Origin of the sequence: Acutalibacter caecimuris (genome assembly GCF_034335085.1) — a bacterium.
Classification (GTDB): Bacteria; Bacillota; Clostridia; order Oscillospirales; family Acutalibacteraceae; genus Acutalibacter; species Acutalibacter caecimuris.
On record NZ_JAWXXJ010000023.1, the window covers coordinates 30,910 to 50,410 of the forward strand.

The window sequence follows — 19,501 nt, forward strand, 5'->3', positions numbered from 1 at the left end:
TTTGATTCATACAGCCTCCCATTTCTCCCCTCTTTTTTTAATATGGATACCCCCGTCCGTTTTCACCCCGATCAATCCCCCCCTTCATCCCCTTCTTCTTTTTCAAAACTGGACAACCCTCCCCCTGTTTCCATTTAAAAAAACGCCCCATACACCTCCCTGCCACCCCACCGCTCCAAAAGATCAATAAGCAATTCGAAAAACGCAAAAGTTTCGTCGTCTCACCTGCCGGTTCGGTCGGCTCGTGACGGCCGCCACTGGCGGCCCTCGCCCTTTTCAAAGGTGGCGGGGTTCTTAGGGGGCGACAATCGCCGGTGGCGATTTCCCGTCGCCGACCGAGGCGGCAGCCGAGAATCAACGCCCAAGAGTTGGCGTAGCCAACTCTCCGCCGCCGGAGGCACCAAATCCCCCCTTCAAGAGGTTTCCCATGAAAAAAACCTTCTACCGGCTTTTCACTGCCCTGTTTCTGGCCATATGCCTACTGCCCACAGCGGGCCTGCTGATTACAGGCCCCAGCCCCACCGTAGGCAACGAGAGCCCTGCGCCGGCCCCCGCCCTCACCCGGCCGGACGGCTCCCTGAACCCCCAGTTTCTCTCCGATGCCGCCGGCTGGTTCTCCCAGCGCTTTGCCTTCCGCCCCGCCCTCATCACCGCCGATTCCACCCTAAAGGCCACGCTGTTCCACACCTCCGCCCAGCCCGCCGTGGCGCTGGGGCAAGAGGGCTGGCTCTACTACGCCGAAACCCTGGACGGCTTTACCGGCGCCGCCACCCTCAGTCCCCGCCAAAGCACCTGCATCGCCGCCTCCCTCTCGCAGGCCCAGGCTTATGCCGAAAGCCAGGGGGCCGCTTTCCTCTTCACCATTGCCCCCAATAAAGCCAGCCTGTACCCCCAGTTCCTGCCCCCGGCCCTGCAAGGCCAGGCCGCGCCCCAGGCCTATACCGCCCCTGTGGCCGAGGCCCTGGCCGGGCAGGGCGTAGCCTATGCCGATCTCTTCGTCCCCTTCCGCGCCCAGGAGGAGATCCTCTACTTTGCCACCGACTCCCACTGGACCAACCAAGGCGCGGCCCTGGCCCATGATGTGCTCCTACAGGCGCTGGGCCTGCCCGGCGCCGCCTTTGAAAAGGCCGGCGGCTACCAGCCCACCCACCGGGGGGACCTGCACGAAATGCTCTACCCTGCCTCCGGCCTGCTGGAGCAGGAATTCACCTTCACCCAGCCCCTGTCCTTCCGCTACGCCCGCCCCATCCGGGATGTGGACGACCTGCGCATCGAAACCACCGGCCCCGCCTCCACCGCCCCCCTGCTGATGTTCCGGGACTCCTTCGGCAACGCCCTGCACAGCCTTATGGCCGAGAGCTTTTCCGCCGCCCTCTTCTCGCGGGCCATGCCCTACAATATGCTGCTGATCTCCCAGTCAGATGCCCGCTATGTAGTGGTCGAGATCGTCGAGCGCAACCTCCCCCTGCTGGCCCAGGCCCCCTTCCTGCTCCCGGCGCCCACCGCCACGCTCCCCGGCCCGGCCGCTGCCTGCCCGGCCCCCGCCACCCTCACCGCCGAACCCGCGGCCAACCTCCCCGGCTATAGCCGGGTCACAGGTGCCGTCCCCACCCCCTGTGACAGCGATTCCCCCGTCTACCTGGCCCTTCCCACCGGCCAGGTGTACCAGGCCCAGCCCACCGATACCGGTGCCCCCGCCCCCACCGTGGCCTTCACCGCCTACCTGCCAGAGGGCGTGGATGCCGCCGGGCTGCAAATCGTTTTCCGGCAAGCCGGCCAGTGGCTGGCCGCCAGCCCCTGACCCCACCCATAAGGAGGCCCCTATGGAACTGCACCCCATCGCCACCATCCAAAGCCCTTTCCCCGAAAAATTCGGTGTCCCCCGGCAAAGCGGGCTCATCGGCAGCCTGCAAGCCTGGGTGATCTTCCAGCCCGCCTACCGTGCCCGCGAGGCCTTCCGGGGCATCGAGGGCTTTTCCCATCTCTGGCTGATCTGGCAGTTTGACCGGGCCAAAGGCTGGTCGCCCACCGTGCGGCCGCCCCGGCTGGGGGGCAACCGGCGGGTAGGGGTCTTTGCCAGCCGGTCGCCCTTCCGGCCCAACCCCCTGGGCCTGTCCTGTGTGGAGCTGGAAAAGGTGGATTATACCGGCCCGGATGCCCCCCGCCTGCTGGTGCGCGGGGCCGATCTGGTGGACGGCACCCCCATCTTTGACGTAAAGCCCTACCTCCCCACCGCCGACTGCCACCCTGCCGCAACCGGCGGTTTTACCGATGCCAACCCTTGGCAGCCCCTTACCGTCGATTTTCCCCCTGACCTTCTGGCCCAGGTGCCGCCCCAACACCGGCAGGCCCTCACCGCCGTCCTGGCCGCCGACCCCCGCCCCCACTACCACGCCGACCCCCTCCGGGTCTACGGTATGCGTTTCGCCCACCTGGAAGTCAAATTCACCGTTTCCGCCCACCTCCTCACCGTTCTCTCCGTTACCCCCGCCTAACGCTCCCCCTCCCCCCTGTGGGGCCCCGCCCCACACCCCGCCAGGGCCTTCTGTGGGGCCCTGCCCCACACCCCGCCAGGGCCTTGCCCTGGACCCACCGCCCTTTAAAAAGGGCGGCCCTAAACTTTATCCTGTTTCACTTCCCTCCCCCCAAAAAGAGAGCGGGCCCCCTCAGTCCCCCGCTCTCTTCTTTCTTTTTTTCTTTTTCTCTTTTTCTTTTCCCTGCAACGGAAAGTCCCCTTCGCCTCCCCCCTGTGGGGCCCTGCCCCACACCCCGCCAGGGCCTTGCCCTGGACCCACCGCCCTTTAAAAAGGGCGGCCCTAAACTTTATCCTGTTTCACCTTCCTCCCCCCAAAAAGAGAGCGGGCCCCCTCAGTCCCCCGCTCTCTTCTTTCTTTTTTTCTTTTTCTTCTTTCTTTTCCCTTCAACGGAAAGTCCCCTTCGCCTCCCCCTATGGGGCCCTGCCCCACACCCCGCCAGGGCTTTGCCCTGGACCCACCGCCCTTTAAAAAGGGCGGCCCTAAACTTTATGCTGTTTTACTTCCCTCCCCCCAAAAAGAGAGCGGGCCCCCTCAGGCCCCCGCTCTCTTTTTTCTTTTTTTCTTTTTCTTTTTTCTTTTTTCTGTTTCTCTTTTTCTTTTCCCTGCAACGGAAAGTCCCCCAAGCAAAGAGAAATCCCCCCACTCTCCGCCCACCCCAAAGTCACCAACCAAAAAAACAAAAAAATCGGGGGTTTGGGGGCAACGCCCCCAAGATCTAAAACGTCCCCCGGCCCAACCGTCAAAAGAGGGCGCCACACCCCGCCCCCCTTGCGTTTTTGGTCAAGCTTTTTTCAAAAAGCTTGCAGGGGTTTGGGGGCAGCGCCCCCAAGACCTTCAGCGCCAGCCCAAGCCTAAAAGCCAAAGTCGGCGGGCAGCAAGAGTTCCAGGTCCCGTTGATCCTCCGGGGTTTTGACGTTCCGGCGGGAGCAAGCGATCACGGCGGCCTCCACGCGGTTCCGTGCCATCCGCCCGTTGCCGTTAACCCGTGGGTCGCCGGTCAGTTGCATGGCCTCATAATAGCCCAGCAAAGGCTGGTCGCAGCCGGGGTCCAGCCGGTAGCCCATCCCGGCCACTATACTCTTGGTGATGTCCAGCAGTTCCTGGGCCGAATAGTCCGGAAACTCGATCACATTAGGGAACCGGGAGCGCAGCCCGGAGTTGGCGGTCAAAAACTCCTCCATCTCCCTGGAGTACCCGGCCAAAATCACCACCAGCCTGTCCCGGTTATCCTCCATACCCTTCACCAGTGTGTCGATGGCCTCCAGCCCAAAGCTGTCGTCCCTGCCCCGGTACAGGGCATAGGCCTCGTCAATAAACAGCACGCCCCCCAGCGCCGACTGTATCGCTTTCTGGGTCAGCGGCGCGGTATGCCCCACATACTGGCCCACCAGGTCGGCCCTGGTCACCTCCACCAGTTGCCCGCCCCCCAGCACGCCAATGGCCTTCAGGTACCGGGAAACAATCCGCGCCACCGTTGTCTTGCCGGTGCCCGGGTTCCCGGTAAAGATCATATGCATCGAGGGTGCCTCCGCCTTCAGCCCCCGCTGCCGCCGCAACTGCTGAATCAGAAAGTTATCCTCCAGCGACAAGATATAGTCCTTCACGCTGGCCAGCCCCACAATATCCGCCAGCTCCTCCTTCACCGCCTCTATTTCCGCCTGATTCCCCACCCCGCTCTTCGCCGGTGGCTCCACCCTGCCGGACACATTCCCCCCCTGGTAGTCAATGGCCAGCGCCCCGTCCCCGGCCTTCAGTTGGGCGGTCAGCGGGGCCCGTAAGCCCTTGCGTAGTTTTTCCTCGCTCAGGGCCTTGTACAGGGTCTGGGCTGCCCCGCCAATGGCCGCCGCCCCCTGCTCCCTGTTATAGGCCGATGCCAACACCTCCACCTCCGGCTGCCCGTAAGACAACCGGCAGCCCAACTGCTTTTCCGTCCGCAGGCACAGGTCTTTCAGCGCCGCCCCGGCAATATGGCACAGGCTCTCCTGGGTAAATTCCCCGGTACACAGCAGGTCGTCCAGCCCGGCGGCCACCTCCCCGCCCAGGGCCCCCACCAGCCGGGCCTCCTGCTCGCCCCCCAGCAAAAACAGGTACCTGCCCCCTGCCGGCAATTTCGATACCGCCCCGGGCGCCAACGCCGTGCCCACCTCCACCAGCAGGCCCTTCTGTTCGGCATAGCGTCCCGGCAGGGGCACGCTGCCCGAAGAAAACAGCGCCGCCACCATGGGCAGTACCGAGGGGTGGCATTTCTCATACCGGGTAAATACCAGCGCCGAGGCCCCGCCCTTCAAAGCCGCGTACAGATCCTGCACAAACAGCTTTTCCGAGCCCGGCGCCCCGTAGGCCGCCAAATCCACTTCCGTCACCTTCGGGGTTTTCAGCACCCCCTGCCGCCCCAAAGAGGCCGCCATCGCCCGCACCGCGCTGCGCCTACCCGTGCCCGGCTTGCCCAGCAGCGCGGCCCGGCACCAGGGGGCGTCCCCATGGGTACCGGCCACAAAAGGCCGTTTAAAGGCCAATACCAGGCCGTTTACAAAGGTTTCCTGCCCCAGCACCTGGGCCAGCGTTTCCTGCCGGGCCACCTCAAAGGCCGCGTCCAAATCCTGGGCGTTGCCCCCGTTGCCGGCGGGGCCCTCCACCCCGTCCAGTTTCAGGTGGCGCTGCAAGTCCTCCATATCGGCCTGGGCCTCCTTGGTCATCCGGGCAATGCTCTCCTGCAAAGAGGCCGCCATGTCCAACTGGGCATTCTGCACCGCGTCCACGGCCTTTTCCGCCTCTTTGGCGGCAGGGCTCTTCATCTGCAGCCTGCCGTCCCGGAACATCGAGTTCAAAATAGAGTCAATATCGTTTTTCATGGCAAACCTCTCCTTTTTCCGGGCCAACTCCGCCCGATTCTCTCAACCAGCCGAACCGCCACATCGCCACAGGACGAACGTCCCAGCCCCGTCCTTTATCTCCAAAGCCAGCGCCCCACCGCAATCCCCTTCCGGGTGATGGCCCTCACCATCTCCGCCCCAGCCCCAGCCATACGCACCATGCGCCCGATGGCCGAACCCAGCGCCCCATATCTCCGTCGATGGCAGCACCACCTACACCAACGCCCGGCCCTGCCTCCCAGCCGCCCGGAATCCCTCCGCACAGCCCACGCAGCCCGGCCCCGCCGGCTCACCCAGTGCAGCCAAAACGCTGTCCCCCTCAACGCACCATCCCCACGCCTACTTCACCCAATCACCTAACAACCCCCCCACCCCTCGCTCTCACAATCACTTCACCACATTACCCAAGCAAGTTCTCTCTCCACTCTTCCCGCTCCCCACTTCACCAAGTCACCTAACCAAACTCCCCCACCCTCGCTCTCACAATCACTTTACCACATTACCCAAGCAAGTTCTCTCTCCACTCTCTCCGCTCCCGCTTTACCAAGTCACCTAACCAAACTCCCCCACCCTCGCTCTCACAATCACTTTACCACATTACCCAAGCAAGTTCCCTCTCCACTCTTCCCACTTCACCAAGTCACCTAACCAAACTCCCCCACCCTCGCTCTCACAATCACTTTACCACATTACCCAAACAAGTTCCCTCTCCACTCTTCCGCTTTACCAAGTCACCCAGCAACCCCCCCACCCCTCACTCTCACAATCACTTTACCACATTACCCAAGCAAGTTCTCTCTCCACTCTCTCCGCTCCCCACTTCACCAAGTCACCCAGCAAAACTCCCCCACCCCTCGCTTTCACAACCGCTTTATCACAGCACCCACAGCACCCAAACAGGCCCCTTCCCCCACCACTGCGCCGCTTTACTAAAGCACCTCGCAACACCGTCCCCCTACCGCCGCCAGATCCCCCCAACAACTGCCTCCTATCCCCCCAATAGGCACGCCTAACCGCCCTTAGAAACCCGCGCTTTTTGTCGAATTCACTCGAATCCTGCCGAATCCATCCCTTCGCCCAGCGCCTCCAAGATCCCGTACAAGGTTGCCGCCGGCAGTTGCCCCGGCGCCGAGGGCCGCACCCCCGCCGCAAAGGTCACACAAGAACCGGTCAGCCCCCCGCACACCCGGCTGACCTTGCCCAGCGCCCCCATACTCATAGTGATCACCGGCCCCCATCGTTCCGCAGCCTCCAGCGTAACCGCCAGCAATTCCAGCACATCCCGCGACTTTTTAGGCATTACTGCCAATTTTGGCAAGTCCGCCCCCAATTTTTTCATGCAACAGAGCAGTTCCAGCATCTCTTCCCTGCCCGGCGTCCCCCCAAAGTCGTGGTGAGAGATGACCACCCCCACCCCCTTTGCCCGGGCGGCCCTGGCCAGCCGGGCGGCCTGTTCCCGCCCCGCCGCCAGTTCCACGTCCAAAAACTGGAACCCGCCCGCCGCCAAAAAGCCCTCCAACCGCCGCCCGTACGCCTCCGGCGAAACCGCCGCCTCCCCGCCCTGGCCCTTGGTACGCAGGGTGCACAGCAGGGGGCGCCGGGCTTTCTGGGCCAGCATCGCCAAAGCCGGCTCCCATGGCCCGGAAAAGCAGTCGGCCCGCCACTCATACAGGCCCGCAGGCAGGCCCGCGGCGGCGGCCAACTCCTCTTCTAAATCACTAAATGTAGCAGCGACAAGCGGTACGCACACAACAGGTTGCCCCCCGCCAAAGCGCAGCCCCCCCATCTCCAAACTCTTCACGCCGATCCCTCCATCCCAACAGGCATACAGAAATATACAGAAATATTATAGTTGCCCACGAGGGAAAAGTCAATCTCCCACCCCATTTTTGCCAAACACAAAAAAAGCGGGCCGCTTTCCCGCCAAAAGCCGCCCGCCAAAACGCCAACTATCCGCCTATCCCCCCCTCCGGCAGAGCCCCCGCCGCCAAAGAAAGCCCCAAAAGGGCACAAATTCTTGTCCGCGGGAGTAGAATGGAGTGGAAGTTTTTGCCTGGGATGATTAAAGCTCCCTCTTTTTGGCCAAACTACCAGCAAGAAACCAAATGGGAGAGTGAAAAACCGTGAATGTTCGCAGAGGAGATATTTATTACGCCGATCTCAGCCCCGTAGTTGGCTCCGAGCAGGGCGGGGTACGGCCCGTGCTGATTATACAGAACGATGTAGGCAACAAGTTCAGCCCCACGGTCATTGCGGCGGCCATTACCAGCCAGCGGGATAAGGCCAGCCTACCCACCCACATTGAGGTAGACGCCCAGGGCAGCGGGCTGATCAAGGACTCGGTGGTGCTGCTAGAGCAGGTGCGCACCCTGGATAAGCACCGCCTGCGGGAAAAAATGGGCAAGCTGGACCAGAATTCTATGGACAGGGTGAACCAGGCACTGTCTATCAGTTTCGGTTTAGGGCCTACATATTAGGCCCCTGCGTCAGCCATACCACAGCCCGTGCCAATAGCGCGGGCTTTTCGTTTGCCAACTGGCCGGCCAATACCTCCTCCAAAAGCCGGCCTAAAGCCCGCCCCAGCGCCGGGCCGGGCCGGTACCCCACCGCCAGCAAATCCCCGCCCTTTACCGCCAGCCCCGCCAAAGTCAGGCAGTCGCCCCGGGCCAAAACCTCCCGTGCCAGCAGCCGGGCCTGGGCCAACATAGCCAGCCGGGGGGCCCGGTATGCCTCTGCCTGGGCGGCCACATCCCCCTCTATCAGCGCCAACAGGTCAAAAAAACTTTCCTTGCCCAGGGCGGCCAGCAGGCGCTTTATCCGGGTTTCCCCCATAGGCAGGGGCTCGCCGTGCCGGCCTATCAGGTCGAGTATCCCATCGGCCTGCTGATTGGAAAACCGCAGCCGCTCCAGCAGGCCCGACGCAATGGCCTTACCCGCTTTGGCGTGGCCGTAAAAGTGGGCGATGCCCCCCTCCAGGGTCTTTACGGCGGGCTTGCCGCAGTCGTGAAGCAGGGCGGCCCAGCGCAGCAGCGGCCGGGGGGGCACGGCCTCCACCACGTGGAGGGTATGCCCCCAGCAGTCATACAGATGGTAGGGCGTTTCCTGCCCACAGCCCTGCAAGGGGCGCAGTTCCGGCAAAGCAGTAAAGGCGATGGCGGCATACCGCTCCAGTACCGGGCGAGCCCAGGGGCCGCACAGCAGCCGACCCAATTCCTCCCGCACCCGCTCGCCGGAAAGGGCGGCCAGCAGGGCCTTTTCCCGCTGGGCGGCCCTGGCCGTGGCCTCCTCCACGGCAAAGCCCAGGGTAGCCGCAAACCGCAGGCAGCGCAAAATCCGCAGCGCGTCCTCCCGGAACCGGCGTTCCGGCTCCCCCACACAGCGCAGCAGCCCCCGGCGCAGGTCGGCCTCTCCCCCAAAACAGTCCCGCAGCCCCCGGTCCGGGTGGTAGGCCATCGCGTTTACCGTAAAGTCCCGGCGGGCCAAGTCGTCCTCCAGCCGGGGGGTAAAGGCCACCTGTTGCGGGCGCCGGTGCCCGGTATACCCCCCGTCCACCCGGAAGGTTGTAACCTCCACCGTGCCCTGCCCTGTTACTACCCCGATGGTACCGTGCCGCCGCCCGGCCTCTACCAACGTAAACCCGGCAAAGCAGGCCGCGGTTTCCGCCGGCAGCGCGCTGGTGGCCACGTCCCAGTCCGCCGGGGAACGGCCCAGCAGGCTGTCCCGCACACAACCGCCCACACACCAGGCCTGGTGCCCGGCACGTTCCAGCCGGCCCAGCACCGCAGCCGCTTGGGCAGGTATCTCTATTTTCATAGGGGATCCTCCTTTTCAGGGCTCTGCCCCCGGCTGGGGCCGGCCTTATAGGGCCTACCTGTGGCCATAGGGGCAGGCAGTGCCATCGCCCGCTTTTACAAGGTAGCACGCTACACCCATTGTTTTGTCACTTCACCAGACAGCCTTCGCCCTTTCCCGCCTTGACAAGCCTCTGCTTTGATGGTAATATAAGGACAATCTATCATATTGAGGAGTTGGTTGTTTTGGCTTTGCTGGAAGAGTGGCGGGCATTTGCCCAAGAGGAACAGCAGGCAAAGGGGGCAAGGTTCTGGCAGGAGTATTTTGAGCAGGAAACCCGGTTTTATAAGCAGATCCTGACCTCTAAGCCCCGTAAAAGCACGGTACAGTCCTATGCCAAAAAGTTTGGCGTTACCCCGGTTATCATGATGGGCTTTCTGGACGGCATCAACGACAGCCTGAAGAACCCCAACCAGTTGGAAGAGTTGGAGGTAGATTCCGACGTCAGCCTGGCCTATGACAAGGAACTGCTTTACAAAAACATGGTAGAGGCCAAGGCCGACTGGCTCTACAACCTGCCTGAGTGGGAACCCCTGCTCCCCGCCGAGCGCCGCAAGGAGCTGTACCGGGAGCAGAAAAACTCCAAGACCGTGGTAAAGGGCCCTAAAATCGGCCGCAACGACCCCTGCCCCTGCGGCAGCGGCAAGAAATACAAGAAGTGCTGTGGCCGGGACGCCTGACCCCCGCCGCTTGCCCGTATAAACAGGAACCGTTTCCGCCGGCTGCGCGTAAACGGTTCCTGTTTTTTTGAGGGGGGGACGAGGCGGGCTGCGCACCAACGGCCACGCGGGCCTCTGTTCACCCTTTTAGGGCAAATGCGGCTGGGGCGTACACCACATCTTGGCCGGGCAGCGCGATGCATGGGGGACGCAGGGCCCACCCAGCCTACCCGGCACGTCCTACATTAGCGGTACTCCACCGTGCCCAGCAGAAAGCGCAGCAGGTGGGCAACAGCACGGCGGAGGTGGAGCAAATCTACCCGGCCCTCGTCGTAGCCCTTTAGCACCTGCTCGATCACCGGGGGGCCGCCGGGCATAATTACGTCGTTGCCGGCCTGGATGGCGTCGGCGCCGTCCACCACAAAGTCCATATCGCCCCAGTCTGTGACTACGACGCCGTCATAGCCCCACTCCCCCCGGAGGATCTCCGTGCAGAGGGCGTGGTTCCCTGCGGCAAACAGGCCGTTTACCTTGTTGAAGGCGGTCATCACCGTCAGGGGCCCGGCCTGGGTGATCACCATTTCAAAAGGCCGCAGGTACAGCTCGCGGGCGGCCCTGGCGCTGACTATGGTGTCCACCGCGTCGATATTCTTTTTGGCGTTGCCCCGGCGGTAGGTTTCCTGCTCGTTAAGGGCAAAGTGCTTGGGGCACACGGTGACGCGGTTGTTCTCGGTAGCCCCCTGGGCCACTTTTGTGCCGAACAGCCCGCAGAGGTAGGGGTCCTCTGAGAAATACTCAAAGGCCCGGCCCTCAATGGGGTTGCGGATCAGGTTCAGCCCCGGGGCCAGCCAACTGTTGACCTTTTCCTGTTCCGCCTCACAGCCGCAGGCACTGCCGAAGGCATAGGCCAGCGCCGGGTTGAAGGTGCAGGCCAGCATCATCCCTGTAGGCCAGGCCACCTTGCCCACACTGGCAGGGCCGTCCTTGTACCAGGCGGAGAAAATGCCGTACTTCTCTACAGCCGGGTTACAGTAACCAGGCTTGGCCACCGGGTGGGTCCGTGTGCCGATGTCCTGCCCGTCCTCCCCTTGAATGGTAACGGGGATATCCTTACGGCCTATGCCCCCAAAGGGCAGGCCGGGGCCGTAGCCGTTACACAGTACCGCCAACTCCCGCAGGCTCATCTGGGCCACAAAAGCCTCCAGGCTTACCCTGCCGGCACGCACGTCTTCCAACGTGGAGGCCTGGCCCGGGCAGGTAAACGCCCGCTCCTGATACACCGGCCACTGGCTGTCCGGAATGTCTGCTCCTGTTACCGGCAGTACCGGCACACCGGCCTGGCTGACAGGGCGCTCCCGCTCCGGCTCCAGCAGGGCCAGCTTGCCCCGGTTGGGCTTTGCCAGGCCAATGTCTGCCGTGACCCGGCGGGTAACGGCCCGCTCTTCCAGCCGCAGCACGGCCGCTGGGCTGGTGTTTTGGGCGCTATTGCCAATCAGCACCGTATAGTCCCCCGGCTCTAGCACATAGCACATCTCTGCCTCGTCAAAGGAGGCCAAGTCCCGCAGGTCAAAACGCAACTCGACTGTTTCCGCCCCGCCTGGCTGCAAAAGCGGGGTTTTGGCAATCGCACGCAGTTCCTGCCAGGGCTTTTTCAGCCGGCCGAAAGGCGCGTGGACATACAACTGCACGGCCTCCTTGCCTGGGTACCTGGCCGAGAGGTTCTCCACCCGCACCCGGGCGGCAACCGTCCCGTTTTCCACCGCGACCTGCTCCGGCTTTATGGCAAAATCCGCATACCCCAGCCCAAACCCAAAGGGGTACAGCACCGGCTTTTCGAAGGTGTCAAAATAGCGGTAGCCCACATAGATATCCTCCTGGTACACCGTGACCGGGCTGGCCGCGAAACCCTTGCTGCCGTTTTCCTGGGGGGAAAGCCCGTAACTCTCGTAGGTCAGCAGGCCGGCCGGGTCGTCTTTATTGTAGGAGATATGCCGGGACGTGGGGTAATCCCCGTAGCACAAGGCCGCTGTCTGGCTCAGCTTGCCGGAGGGGGATACCCGCCCGGTAAGGATATCGGCCAGCGCCCCCGCGCCCTGCTCGCCGCAAGGGCCCATAAACAGCACAGCCTCTACCTGAGGCAGCGCCTCCAGCCAGGCCATATCCACCATGCCGTTTACGTTGAGCACCACCGCTACATGGGCAAAATACTGGCAGCTTAGCCGCAACAGTTCTTTTTCCGAAACGGTGGGCTCATAGTCGTCCTCCACATGGCGGTCGCACTCCTCGCCACCGGTCTGCCTGCCAATAACGCAGACCGCCGTGTCCGCAGCCTGGGCCGCGGCCTGCCAGGCTGCCTCGCCGGGCAATTCCTCTGGCTGGGCCGGGTTATAGCGGCCAAACAGTTCGTAAATCATGCCGCTAGCCACCAGGCCCTCCAGCCCCATCCCGGCCATGTCCGGCTTGTTCCCGGCCTCCTGGGCAGCCCTGGCCTGGTAAAAGGCGTCCATCGTGGGCTCCAAAACCAGCCCGGCCTTTTCCATCTGGTCGCGGATCTGCAAAGTCCCCTGGCTGAAAGAGGCTCCGGAACCACCCCCGCCGATCACCGTATCGTTTTGGGTGCGACCCAGCAGGGCCACCGTACGCCCCGGCGCCAGGGGCAGCAGCGGCCCCTGATTTTTCAGCAACACAATGGCCTCCTGGGCGATCTCCCTGGCCAAGGCCAGCCGGGCGCCCTCCTGGATGTAGGTTCCCTTCATATATCCTCCGCCTCTCCGCTTTATGTGGTGGGGAACTTGCTCCCCCTTATATATTTATGGTACCATATTTCCCCCTAAAACGCAATGTTAGGCAAAGAATTTGAGAAAGTATTTGACAAATGCCGCCAAGTGGGGTAAAATAGAGCCGTACTTCCCCACGTGGGGAGTGTATAGGCCTCCTTAGTTAAATGGATATAACAAGCCCCTCCTAAGGGCTAGTTGAGGGTTCGATTCCCCCAGGGGGTGCCAGCCTGTGGATATAAAAAAGATATTCGCTCAAAAAACCGCGCTGTGGCGCGGTTTTTTGATGCCTGAGAGCCTGGATTTAAAAAGTCAAAAATGCAGACGAAAGTTGGTATTTGGTGGGGGAGAGTGGATTCGAACCACTGAAGTCGTCGACAACAGATTTACAGTCTGCCCCCTTTGGCCACTCGGGAACTCCCCCATAAATTATGCAGTTTTATACAAGGCTTGTCCGGCCTTCCTGTCGGGCCGGACCGCCCAGTTTGGAGCTGGTGAACGGACTCGAACCCCTGACCTGCTGATTACAAACAGTGTAGAGTGCAAAAAATCGGCTCCATAGCGGCGTTTATAACCCTTTTCTCTCCACCATAGTACAGCATTTGACCCTAAATTTTCCACTGTGTCCACCCAGCTTTTTCGCCGTGTGGGTCAGGGTGTGGGTCAACCAGAAAGCGCCAGGGGCAAACCAACAAATCGCCCCCAACAGATACGCTCAAAATTTGCGCCGCTAAACAAAGAAAAGGTTTTACGCCCAATGAAATGCTCTACATACAGATACAGAGCATAGCATAATTCGTTCTCTGCCATTCTGTCGAAGTCACGTTAAGTATGCCATATACAAAGGGGAATTGTCAAGTGCAAATCACGCCTATAGATTCAGTTGCAAATTTTTGTAGCTGTGATATAATAATGAAAGGTTGGCAAATCGAAGTTTGAATGTTTGGAAAGGAAAGAGCAGGAAAATGGAGGTTTCGTTATTTTCAAACCAATACCTTATTCGGAAGATGTGTACCGATGATGTAGCGGAAGTATACAAATTATGCTATAAAAACAGTCTATACTATCAATATTGTCCACCGTTTGTATCAGAACAGGGCATTATGGAGGATATGAATGCGCTCCCACCCAACAAGGAAATGTGCGATAAGTATTATCTGGGATTTTATGATGGAAATAAACTGATTGCTGTGATGGATTTCATCATGTCCTATCCGGAGGAATCAACAGCCTTTATTGGATTTTTTATGACGGATGTGTCCATACAGAATACTGGAATAGGGAGCAAGATCATCAATGACCTGTGTGCTTATCTGTCCAGTATTGAGATGGCGAATGTCCGTCTCGGTTGGGTAAAGGGGAATCCGCAAGCAGAACATTTTTGGCACAAAAATGGTTTTAGAGAAACAGGAGTTACATATAATGCGGAAAACTATACCGTAATTGTTGCTCAGCGAAGTTTATAAATTCCTGTTTATTGACCTACAAATATTTGAAACTTGAATTGCCGCCGTTTCGTCACGGCCGCACGTATAAGCAGTGAGTCTGAAAAGAATTTACTGCCCTATTTCAGCTTGCGTGGTGATGTCGGGAGTGAAAGGAACTGTGCTATCCCTGTGTCAAAGCGCTGTCGGCCCTGTGAGGGCCGTGTTGGTCAGTTTAGGCCGGTGGTCGAGTTGGAACACGGCAAACACCGATAAACGCGACGTGAGGCGATTTGTGAGGGGCACCGGCCTCGCCTCCAGCAACCGCACAAACTTTCCGCGAACAACGGCGCAAACTTGTTGCAAAGATATGCATTGAAATGGAAGATAATCCAGTCAAAAATGGCTCCAGAAAACCGGTCGAAAAACAAGCAGGAGAAAGCAAGGCGCCAAGGTGGCGCCTTTGCGGTTCACACCGTCCGGCAGAGCCGGGCGGGAAGGCTGGAAACCACGGGCTTTTTCGGGAGTTGCCGGGCGTAGTAAGATGGGTGTCAGAGTTGAGTCACAAATGGGGATTTGGTGTAAAGTTAGGCGTTGCAAGTAGGCAGAAACGGCTGAATACCGGGGTTTTTCTGGGTGTCACAAGTTGGTGTATTGTATTTTGGGAGGTGCCTTATGGATTCAGAAAATATGCAGCGGATAAGCCTGTACTTGGGCAAAGGTCTAGTGAAACGAGCGGATAGATTTGCGAAAGAACAGGGCTTTTCATCCCGGAATGAGTTGTTCGCCCGAGCGGTTGAGAGCCTCATGGCCGACAATGCTTTGCAGGATAATGACATCCTGGGAGATAAACTGGCCGAGGCGGTTTTGAGGTTGTCAGAGGACAACGCCAAAGCCATCTCGAAGGGCTTTTCCGTTACGCCGTACAACTTGAGATGGTGATGCGTGTACTGACAGAGCTTTCCGAGTACACGCCCGAACAGGTAGAGGAAATGCGCCGCGAAGTCATAAACAATGTTCGCCGTACTCGTGGAAAGGTAAGCCTTGAAGATATTTTGTCCGGATATTACGACGATTGATACCATCAGAATTTGCGCCGCTAAACAAAGAAAAGCGGTTTTAGGCACACGGCAAAAGTAAGAAAAATGTCAGTGGACTTTCTCGGCAGGGTGTGGTATTGTGGTGTGCTGAGAAAGGGGGCCGTTTTATGGCAAAGAAACGAGCAAACGGCGAAGGTAACATCCGCAAAAGGAAAGACGGTCGATGGGAAGGTCGATACACCGCTGGCTATGACCCCGCCACCGGCAAGCGAATCATCAAAAACGTGCTGGGCAAGACCCAAGCAGAAGTCAAAGAAAAGCTGACCGCGGCAATGGACGATGCCAAAGATTTAGACGTAGCCCGCTCCGATGACTACACGGTCGGCTCATGGCTGACAAACTGGTACACCCTCTACGCCAAGCCCAACGTGCGAGTCTCCACCGCTGAATACTACCGCAGGAGCATCGAACTTCATGTGAACCCACGGATAGGTGATATCAAGTTAAACAAGCTGACAGGCCGTGACCTGCAAAAACTCTACCGGGACTTACGCGAAAACGGCAGGCTGCGAGAGGCCCAAAAGGAAAAATCTCCTGGCCTGAGCGCCTCCACTGTGCGCGGCATCCACCTCATGCTCCACAACGCGCTGGACAGGGCAGTCAAGGAACGCCTGATTCAGCGCAACCCTACCGATGACTGCATCGCCCCAAAGCTGGAGAAGAAAGAGATGAAGTTCCTCCCCGCTGAGGACATGAAAGCCTATCTTGACGAGGCCGAACGCCGCCACGTCCTGCCCATGTTCTACCTTGAGTTGGTGAGTGGCCTACGCAAAGGTGAGCTGGTAGCGCTTCTATGGTCTGACTTGGACATCGAGAATCAGACGATAAGTGTCAGCAAACAGGCCACCCGCGATGCAGATGGCAACATCGTCATCGCCCGGCCCAAGACGGAAACTTCCGTCAGATTGGTGTCAATACCGCAAAAAGCTGTAGAACTGCTCCAGCGCGAACACCTCAAACACCCCGACAACCCTTATATGTTCCCCTCCACCCGAACTGGCGAGATGTACTACCCGGATTCCATTGTGACGCTCCACAAGCGGATATTAAAGTCAGCAGGATTAAGTTATATAAATTTTCATGCACTTCGTCACACATTCGCCACCGCCGCACTACAAAACGGTGTAGACGTGAAAACAGTATCATCAATGCTTGGCCACTACGACGCCGGATTCACCCTCCGCACCTACACCCACGCCACCCGCCAAAAGCAAGAGCAAGCCGCCGAAAAGATGGGAAATTTTATGGAAATGGTCATGTGAGTGTGGGGCAAACGAGAAAAACAGCTGGAACTTCCTACCCGGAAGTATCCAGCCGTTTCCGTTTATTTCCGCGTGTGGGTCAAGACAAAAAGCCGACGGAGCCACGCCTAACTCACGAAAAAAGCAAGTTGAAACTTTATCCGCAATATCCACTTTGTTATGCAAGTCATTCGCGGGCAAAAAAGTTCGCGCACCCACAAATGTAGGTGCGCGAATTGGGTGCAGCGTCACGCTGCTGTGAGGTGGATACGAAAAAGATATTTTCGCTAAATCGTTGGGTGTATCTGAACCCTCACATCAAACTGGTATCGTCTGCTCAACCTCTAGCCCTCCCGCAAAAATCACCTTGATTTTCTCTTTGGATTCTACTACTACGCATTCCAGCACTTGCCGCACCAGCCGGTCATCATACTCCATGGGGTGGTTCTCCAGTCCCTCCAGGATAGTAAAAATTTCATTCAACTGTGACTCTGCATTTTCCCTTTCCTTCTGTGCATTACCAAATTGGGCCAGTTGCTGTTCTAGGCTGCTTTTCTCAGCCATGAGCGCTGTAGCCCTCTGCTCATCAAAATCTTCAACGGTATCCGGTAGCTATGGCCTGCAGCATAGCCTTGAATTCAGCATCGATTTCTGCAATTCTTATTTGGATATCCAGGCTGTTATCTTCAGTATCCTTGACTTCCAGCCCCATGCCGATGTGCAGTTTAAGGGTACCCAGCACATCAGCACTCTGCTTTGCCGTGCGCAGGATTGCTGCCATGACAGCCTCCTGCAGCACACTTTCTTCCATCGTGGGCGAGCGGTGGCAGTATTTCTTGCCGAAGTCCAGCCGGTTAATGCACCGCCAGACCGGTTTCTTCTCACCCTTGATCGTCCATGTGCACCGGCGATAAGGAGTACCGCACTCACCGCGGACTAGCAGTTCCGTCAAGGCATATTTGCTGGAATACCGGCCCTGCTCGGTTTTTGTACCTTTTTGCTTGACCTTGCGTTTGCCGGTGCGCCGTGCCAGTTCCTCTTGCGCCCGACCAAAGGTGGCAGGGTCGATGATTGCCGGATGATTATTCTCCACATAATATTGGGGCCGGGCCTGCCCATCGTTGCGCTTGACCTTCTTGCTCAAGCAGTCCACCACATATGTCTTGTTGAGGACGGCATTTCCGGCGTATTTTTCATTTGAAATTATCGACTGTATCGTTCCCGGCACCCATATGCCGGAGCCGGTGGGGGTTGGTATGCCATCAGCGGTGAGGGAGTTGGCGATGGTCGTCATGCTGTCCCCGGCCAGAAAGCTGGCGTAAATGCGTTTCACAATTTCTGCCTGCTCCGGGTCGATTTCAGGTTTGCCGTCCGGCCCGCGCCGATATCCCAGGAACCGCTTATATTGGAATGGCACCTTGCCCTCTTTTGCGCTCTGATTCTTACCCCAGATGACGTTGGCGCTGATATTCTCAGACTCGCTTTGGGCTATGCTGCCGTAAATAGTGATATAAAACTCAGCCCCAGGCTGGGTGCTGTGGATGTTCTGTTCCTCGAAGAAGATGTCCACGCCAATCTCTTTGAGCATACGCACATATTTCAGTACGTCAGCAGTGTTCCTGGCAAACCGGCTGATGGACTTCGTGATAATCATGTCAATTTTACCACGCCTGCACATCTTGATCATCTTGTTGAACTCATCGCGCTTTTTGGTGCTGGTACCCGAGAGTCCCCTGTCCGCAAAAATGCCCACAAAGGCCCATTTCGGCTCGCTTCTAATCCTCTCGGTGTAGTTATCTTACCTGCACGTCATAGCTGTTCAACTGCTCCTCCTGGGCCGTAGAAACGCGGCAGTAAGCGGCTACCCGGAGCTGCCGATGTGCCTGCTTGATTTCTTCAGCAATGTCGACCTTGGCAGGTATCTTCCGTACCACTTTCTGCGGGGTTGTTGCTGTCGGTTGCATTTTCATCATCCTTCCCGACCAGTTGGTCATTCATTAATTTGATGCTTACCGTGCCATCTTTATTGAGGCGGATTTCTTTCACCGTCCTCTTAAAAAGTGGCAGGGAAAAAGCTGAAAGCGGCTCTGCATCTGCGAGAGTCGCTTTCAGCCTATGTGCTGTATATGGAGCGGAGTCGATATCCGCATATTTCAAAGAAACACATTCTATCATCTTTTTTCTTAGAGCATTTTTATCATAATCGAGGGTGTCCAACATCCGGGCAATTTCATTCTCAGTTTTGCGAACCTGCACACTTGGCTCATGTGCTGGCCCAGCAGGGCTTTGCACCAACTCAGGATTGACAATCACCCGGTTAAGCAGTACAGTAATATCATTGAGTAGGTCGCTATCTGCCTTGTGAATCGTTGTGTGACATTCAGGATTGGAGCATATCCATTTTTGTGGACATTTCTTGAACCGGCTGTCGTGCTTACGGCTCATTTCAGAACCACAAATGGCACCAGAGTGAAATAAGCTGATTTGTTTGGATATGGCTTTCATGTTGGGAGTATCGTGTTGATGTTTAAAGTCGAGAAATCGGGATCTAAAAAAGTGTAGAAAACCAGGAATTTCCGGGCGTTGGGACTGCTGAAATGACAGTTTCCATTTCCAGATTTTTGGTTTGGGAAGTCCGTTGGAACTGCTCTATCGCAAAAAATGGCGAAGAGTTGAGTGGATAGAAGGGATATGAGATATGTGGTTTAGGGAGGACAGATAAATGGGGTATCGATTGGAACGCAAGGCTGGTTGCTTTTTAGAAACGCTGATACTGGGCAGTTTTTTGTTGGTTTTAAAGCAGATTCCAGTATCGTTCTGATGTCAAACTCCTTCAAATCAACCTAAGCGTTTCTTTAAATTTACTGGTCAAAATCATCAGACCGTACACCTGGTTTTATCCACTTTGGCTCCTAGATTGCGTCGTCAATAAACAAGGAGCCAAATAGCAATACAACGGATCTGGACAGCGGCGGCGAAGGAAGAGGCGTTTTTGGCGTAGCGCGTAGCAATACCGCGCCATCTTTTGAGAAGAAGGA

Annotated in this window: 16 protein-coding genes, 2 tRNA genes and 1 pseudogene; 8 read left to right on the forward strand and 11 right to left on the reverse strand. The window is 58.2% G+C overall.

Going from position 1 to position 19,501, the window contains the following annotated elements; translation table 11 throughout:
• The first annotated feature begins 427 nt into the window (after positions 1 to 427).
• Complete coding sequence (locus tag U8U01_RS12995) at positions 428 to 1,801, forward strand: alginate O-acetyltransferase AlgX-related protein (protein ID WP_322174907.1); 1,374 nt, start codon at positions 428 to 430, stop codon at positions 1,799 to 1,801.
• A gap of 22 nt (positions 1,802 to 1,823) precedes the next feature.
• Complete coding sequence (gene tsaA / locus U8U01_RS13000) at positions 1,824 to 2,495, forward strand: tRNA (N6-threonylcarbamoyladenosine(37)-N6)-methyltransferase TrmO (RefSeq protein WP_322174910.1); 672 nt, start codon at positions 1,824 to 1,826, stop codon at positions 2,493 to 2,495.
• Positions 2,496 to 3,068: 573 nt separating this feature from the next.
• On the opposite strand, the gene U8U01_RS13005 is transcribed toward tsaA, so the two are convergent.
• The 3 genes from U8U01_RS13005 to aroD all read right to left on the reverse strand — a co-directional run bounded on the left by U8U01_RS13005 (position 3,069) and on the right by aroD (position 7,211).
• A complete protein-coding gene (locus U8U01_RS13005; protein WP_322174912.1) occupies positions 3,069 to 3,293 on the reverse strand; it encodes a hypothetical protein in 225 nt (74 codons plus the stop codon).
• A gap of 95 nt (positions 3,294 to 3,388) precedes the next feature.
• The gene (locus tag U8U01_RS13010) at positions 3,389 to 5,389 is read right to left on the reverse strand and encodes an AAA family ATPase (protein ID WP_322174915.1); all 2,001 of its coding nucleotides are present in this window, start codon (positions 5,387 to 5,389) and stop codon (positions 3,389 to 3,391) included.
• 1,066 nt (positions 5,390 to 6,455) lie between these two features.
• The gene (gene aroD, locus U8U01_RS13015) at positions 6,456 to 7,211 is read right to left on the reverse strand and encodes a type I 3-dehydroquinate dehydratase (RefSeq protein ID WP_322174917.1); all 756 of its coding nucleotides are present in this window, start codon (positions 7,209 to 7,211) and stop codon (positions 6,456 to 6,458) included.
• Between the two features lie 322 nt (positions 7,212 to 7,533).
• Here aroD and U8U01_RS13020 point away from each other — a divergent pair, with 322 nt between their 5' ends.
• Positions 7,534 to 7,887 carry a type II toxin-antitoxin system PemK/MazF family toxin gene (locus U8U01_RS13020; protein ID WP_322174920.1) on the forward strand — a complete coding sequence of 118 codons (354 nt, stop codon included), beginning with the start codon at positions 7,534 to 7,536 and terminating at the stop codon, positions 7,885 to 7,887.
• Here the strand turns inward: U8U01_RS13020 and U8U01_RS13025 are convergent.
• Entirely contained in the window at positions 7,877 to 9,223 is a 1,347-nt protein-coding gene (locus U8U01_RS13025; protein ID WP_322174922.1) for a CCA tRNA nucleotidyltransferase, read from the reverse strand. The genes U8U01_RS13020 and U8U01_RS13025 overlap by 11 nt on opposite strands.
• A gap of 224 nt (positions 9,224 to 9,447) precedes the next feature.
• On the opposite strand from U8U01_RS13025, the gene U8U01_RS13030 reads away from it, so the two are divergent.
• Complete coding sequence (locus U8U01_RS13030; RefSeq protein ID WP_322174925.1) at positions 9,448 to 9,942, forward strand: SEC-C metal-binding domain-containing protein; 495 nt, start codon at positions 9,448 to 9,450, stop codon at positions 9,940 to 9,942.
• 224 nt (positions 9,943 to 10,166) lie between these two features.
• Here U8U01_RS13030 and U8U01_RS13035 read toward each other — a convergent pair whose 3' ends face one another.
• Complete coding sequence (locus tag U8U01_RS13035; RefSeq protein WP_322174928.1) at positions 10,167 to 12,677, reverse strand: beta-glucosidase; 2,511 nt, start codon at positions 12,675 to 12,677, stop codon at positions 10,167 to 10,169.
• A 174-nt stretch (positions 12,678 to 12,851) separates the two neighbouring features.
• Between U8U01_RS13035 and U8U01_RS13040 the strand changes: the two genes are divergently transcribed.
• Positions 12,852 to 12,926 (forward strand) — tRNA-Arg (locus U8U01_RS13040).
• A gap of 111 nt (positions 12,927 to 13,037) precedes the next feature.
• Here U8U01_RS13040 and U8U01_RS13045 read toward each other — a convergent pair.
• A tRNA-Tyr gene (locus U8U01_RS13045) sits at positions 13,038 to 13,122 on the reverse strand.
• A 583-nt stretch (positions 13,123 to 13,705) separates the two neighbouring features.
• Between U8U01_RS13045 and U8U01_RS13050 the strand changes: the two genes are divergently transcribed.
• From U8U01_RS13050 to U8U01_RS13060, 3 genes are all read left to right on the forward strand, one after another.
• Positions 13,706 to 14,164: a GNAT family N-acetyltransferase gene (locus tag U8U01_RS13050; RefSeq protein ID WP_322174931.1), complete on the forward strand. Its 459-nt coding sequence runs from the start codon at positions 13,706 to 13,708 to the stop codon at positions 14,162 to 14,164.
• A gap of 633 nt (positions 14,165 to 14,797) precedes the next feature.
• Positions 14,798 to 15,064, forward strand: coding sequence for a CopG family ribbon-helix-helix protein (locus U8U01_RS13055; RefSeq protein ID WP_322174934.1), 267 nt, complete (start codon positions 14,798 to 14,800; stop codon positions 15,062 to 15,064).
• A gap of 265 nt (positions 15,065 to 15,329) precedes the next feature.
• Positions 15,330 to 16,484, forward strand: coding sequence for a tyrosine-type recombinase/integrase (locus U8U01_RS13060; RefSeq protein ID WP_322174936.1), 1,155 nt, complete (start codon positions 15,330 to 15,332; stop codon positions 16,482 to 16,484).
• 297 nt (positions 16,485 to 16,781) lie between these two features.
• On the opposite strand, the gene U8U01_RS13065 is transcribed toward U8U01_RS13060, so the two are convergent.
• The 5 genes and pseudogenes from U8U01_RS13065 to U8U01_RS13085 form a co-directional block, all read right to left on the reverse strand.
• Positions 16,782 to 16,946 (reverse strand): hypothetical protein, encoded by a 165-nt coding sequence (locus U8U01_RS13065; protein WP_322174940.1) that lies wholly within the window; start codon positions 16,944 to 16,946, stop codon positions 16,782 to 16,784.
• 112 nt (positions 16,947 to 17,058) lie between these two features.
• Positions 17,059 to 18,216, reverse strand: a complete 1,158-nt coding sequence (locus U8U01_RS13070; RefSeq protein ID WP_437124397.1) for a recombinase family protein — start codon at positions 18,214 to 18,216, stop codon at positions 17,059 to 17,061.
• A gap of 40 nt (positions 18,217 to 18,256) precedes the next feature.
• On the reverse strand, positions 18,257 to 18,397 hold the full coding sequence (locus tag U8U01_RS13075; protein WP_322174943.1) for a hypothetical protein: 141 nt from the start codon (positions 18,395 to 18,397) through the stop codon (positions 18,257 to 18,259).
• The gene (locus U8U01_RS13080; protein WP_322174946.1) at positions 18,360 to 18,968 is read right to left on the reverse strand and encodes a hypothetical protein; all 609 of its coding nucleotides are present in this window, start codon (positions 18,966 to 18,968) and stop codon (positions 18,360 to 18,362) included. Before U8U01_RS13080 ends, U8U01_RS13075 begins: the two co-directional genes overlap by 38 nt.
• Before the next feature lie 420 nt (positions 18,969 to 19,388).
• Positions 19,389 to 19,501 (reverse strand): annotated as a pseudogene (locus tag U8U01_RS13085) (IS5/IS1182 family transposase); the annotation flags it as partial.

Bases quoted from the DNA above. Each gene is read 5' to 3' on its own strand.
- U8U01_RS13060 (WP_322174936.1), top strand. From the start codon at position 15,330: ATGGCAAAGAAACGAGCAAACGGCGAAGGTAACATCCGCAAAAGGAAA.
- U8U01_RS13035 (WP_322174928.1), bottom strand. From the start codon at position 12,677: ATGAAGGGAACCTACATCCAGGAGGGCGCCCGGCTGGCCTTGGCCAGG.
- U8U01_RS13080 (WP_322174946.1), bottom strand. From the start codon at position 18,968: ATGAAAGCCATATCCAAACAAATCAGCTTATTTCACTCTGGTGCCATT.
- U8U01_RS13010 (WP_322174915.1), bottom strand. From the start codon at position 5,389: ATGAAAAACGATATTGACTCTATTTTGAACTCGATGTTCCGGGACGGC.
- U8U01_RS13025 (WP_322174922.1), bottom strand. From the start codon at position 9,223: ATGAAAATAGAGATACCTGCCCAAGCGGCTGCGGTGCTGGGCCGGCTG.
- U8U01_RS13050 (WP_322174931.1), top strand. From the start codon at position 13,706: ATGTGTACCGATGATGTAGCGGAAGTATACAAATTATGCTATAAAAAC.
- U8U01_RS13055 (WP_322174934.1), top strand. From the start codon at position 14,798: ATGGATTCAGAAAATATGCAGCGGATAAGCCTGTACTTGGGCAAAGGT.
- U8U01_RS12995 (WP_322174907.1), top strand. From the start codon at position 428: ATGAAAAAAACCTTCTACCGGCTTTTCACTGCCCTGTTTCTGGCCATA.
- tsaA (WP_322174910.1), top strand. From the start codon at position 1,824: ATGGAACTGCACCCCATCGCCACCATCCAAAGCCCTTTCCCCGAAAAA.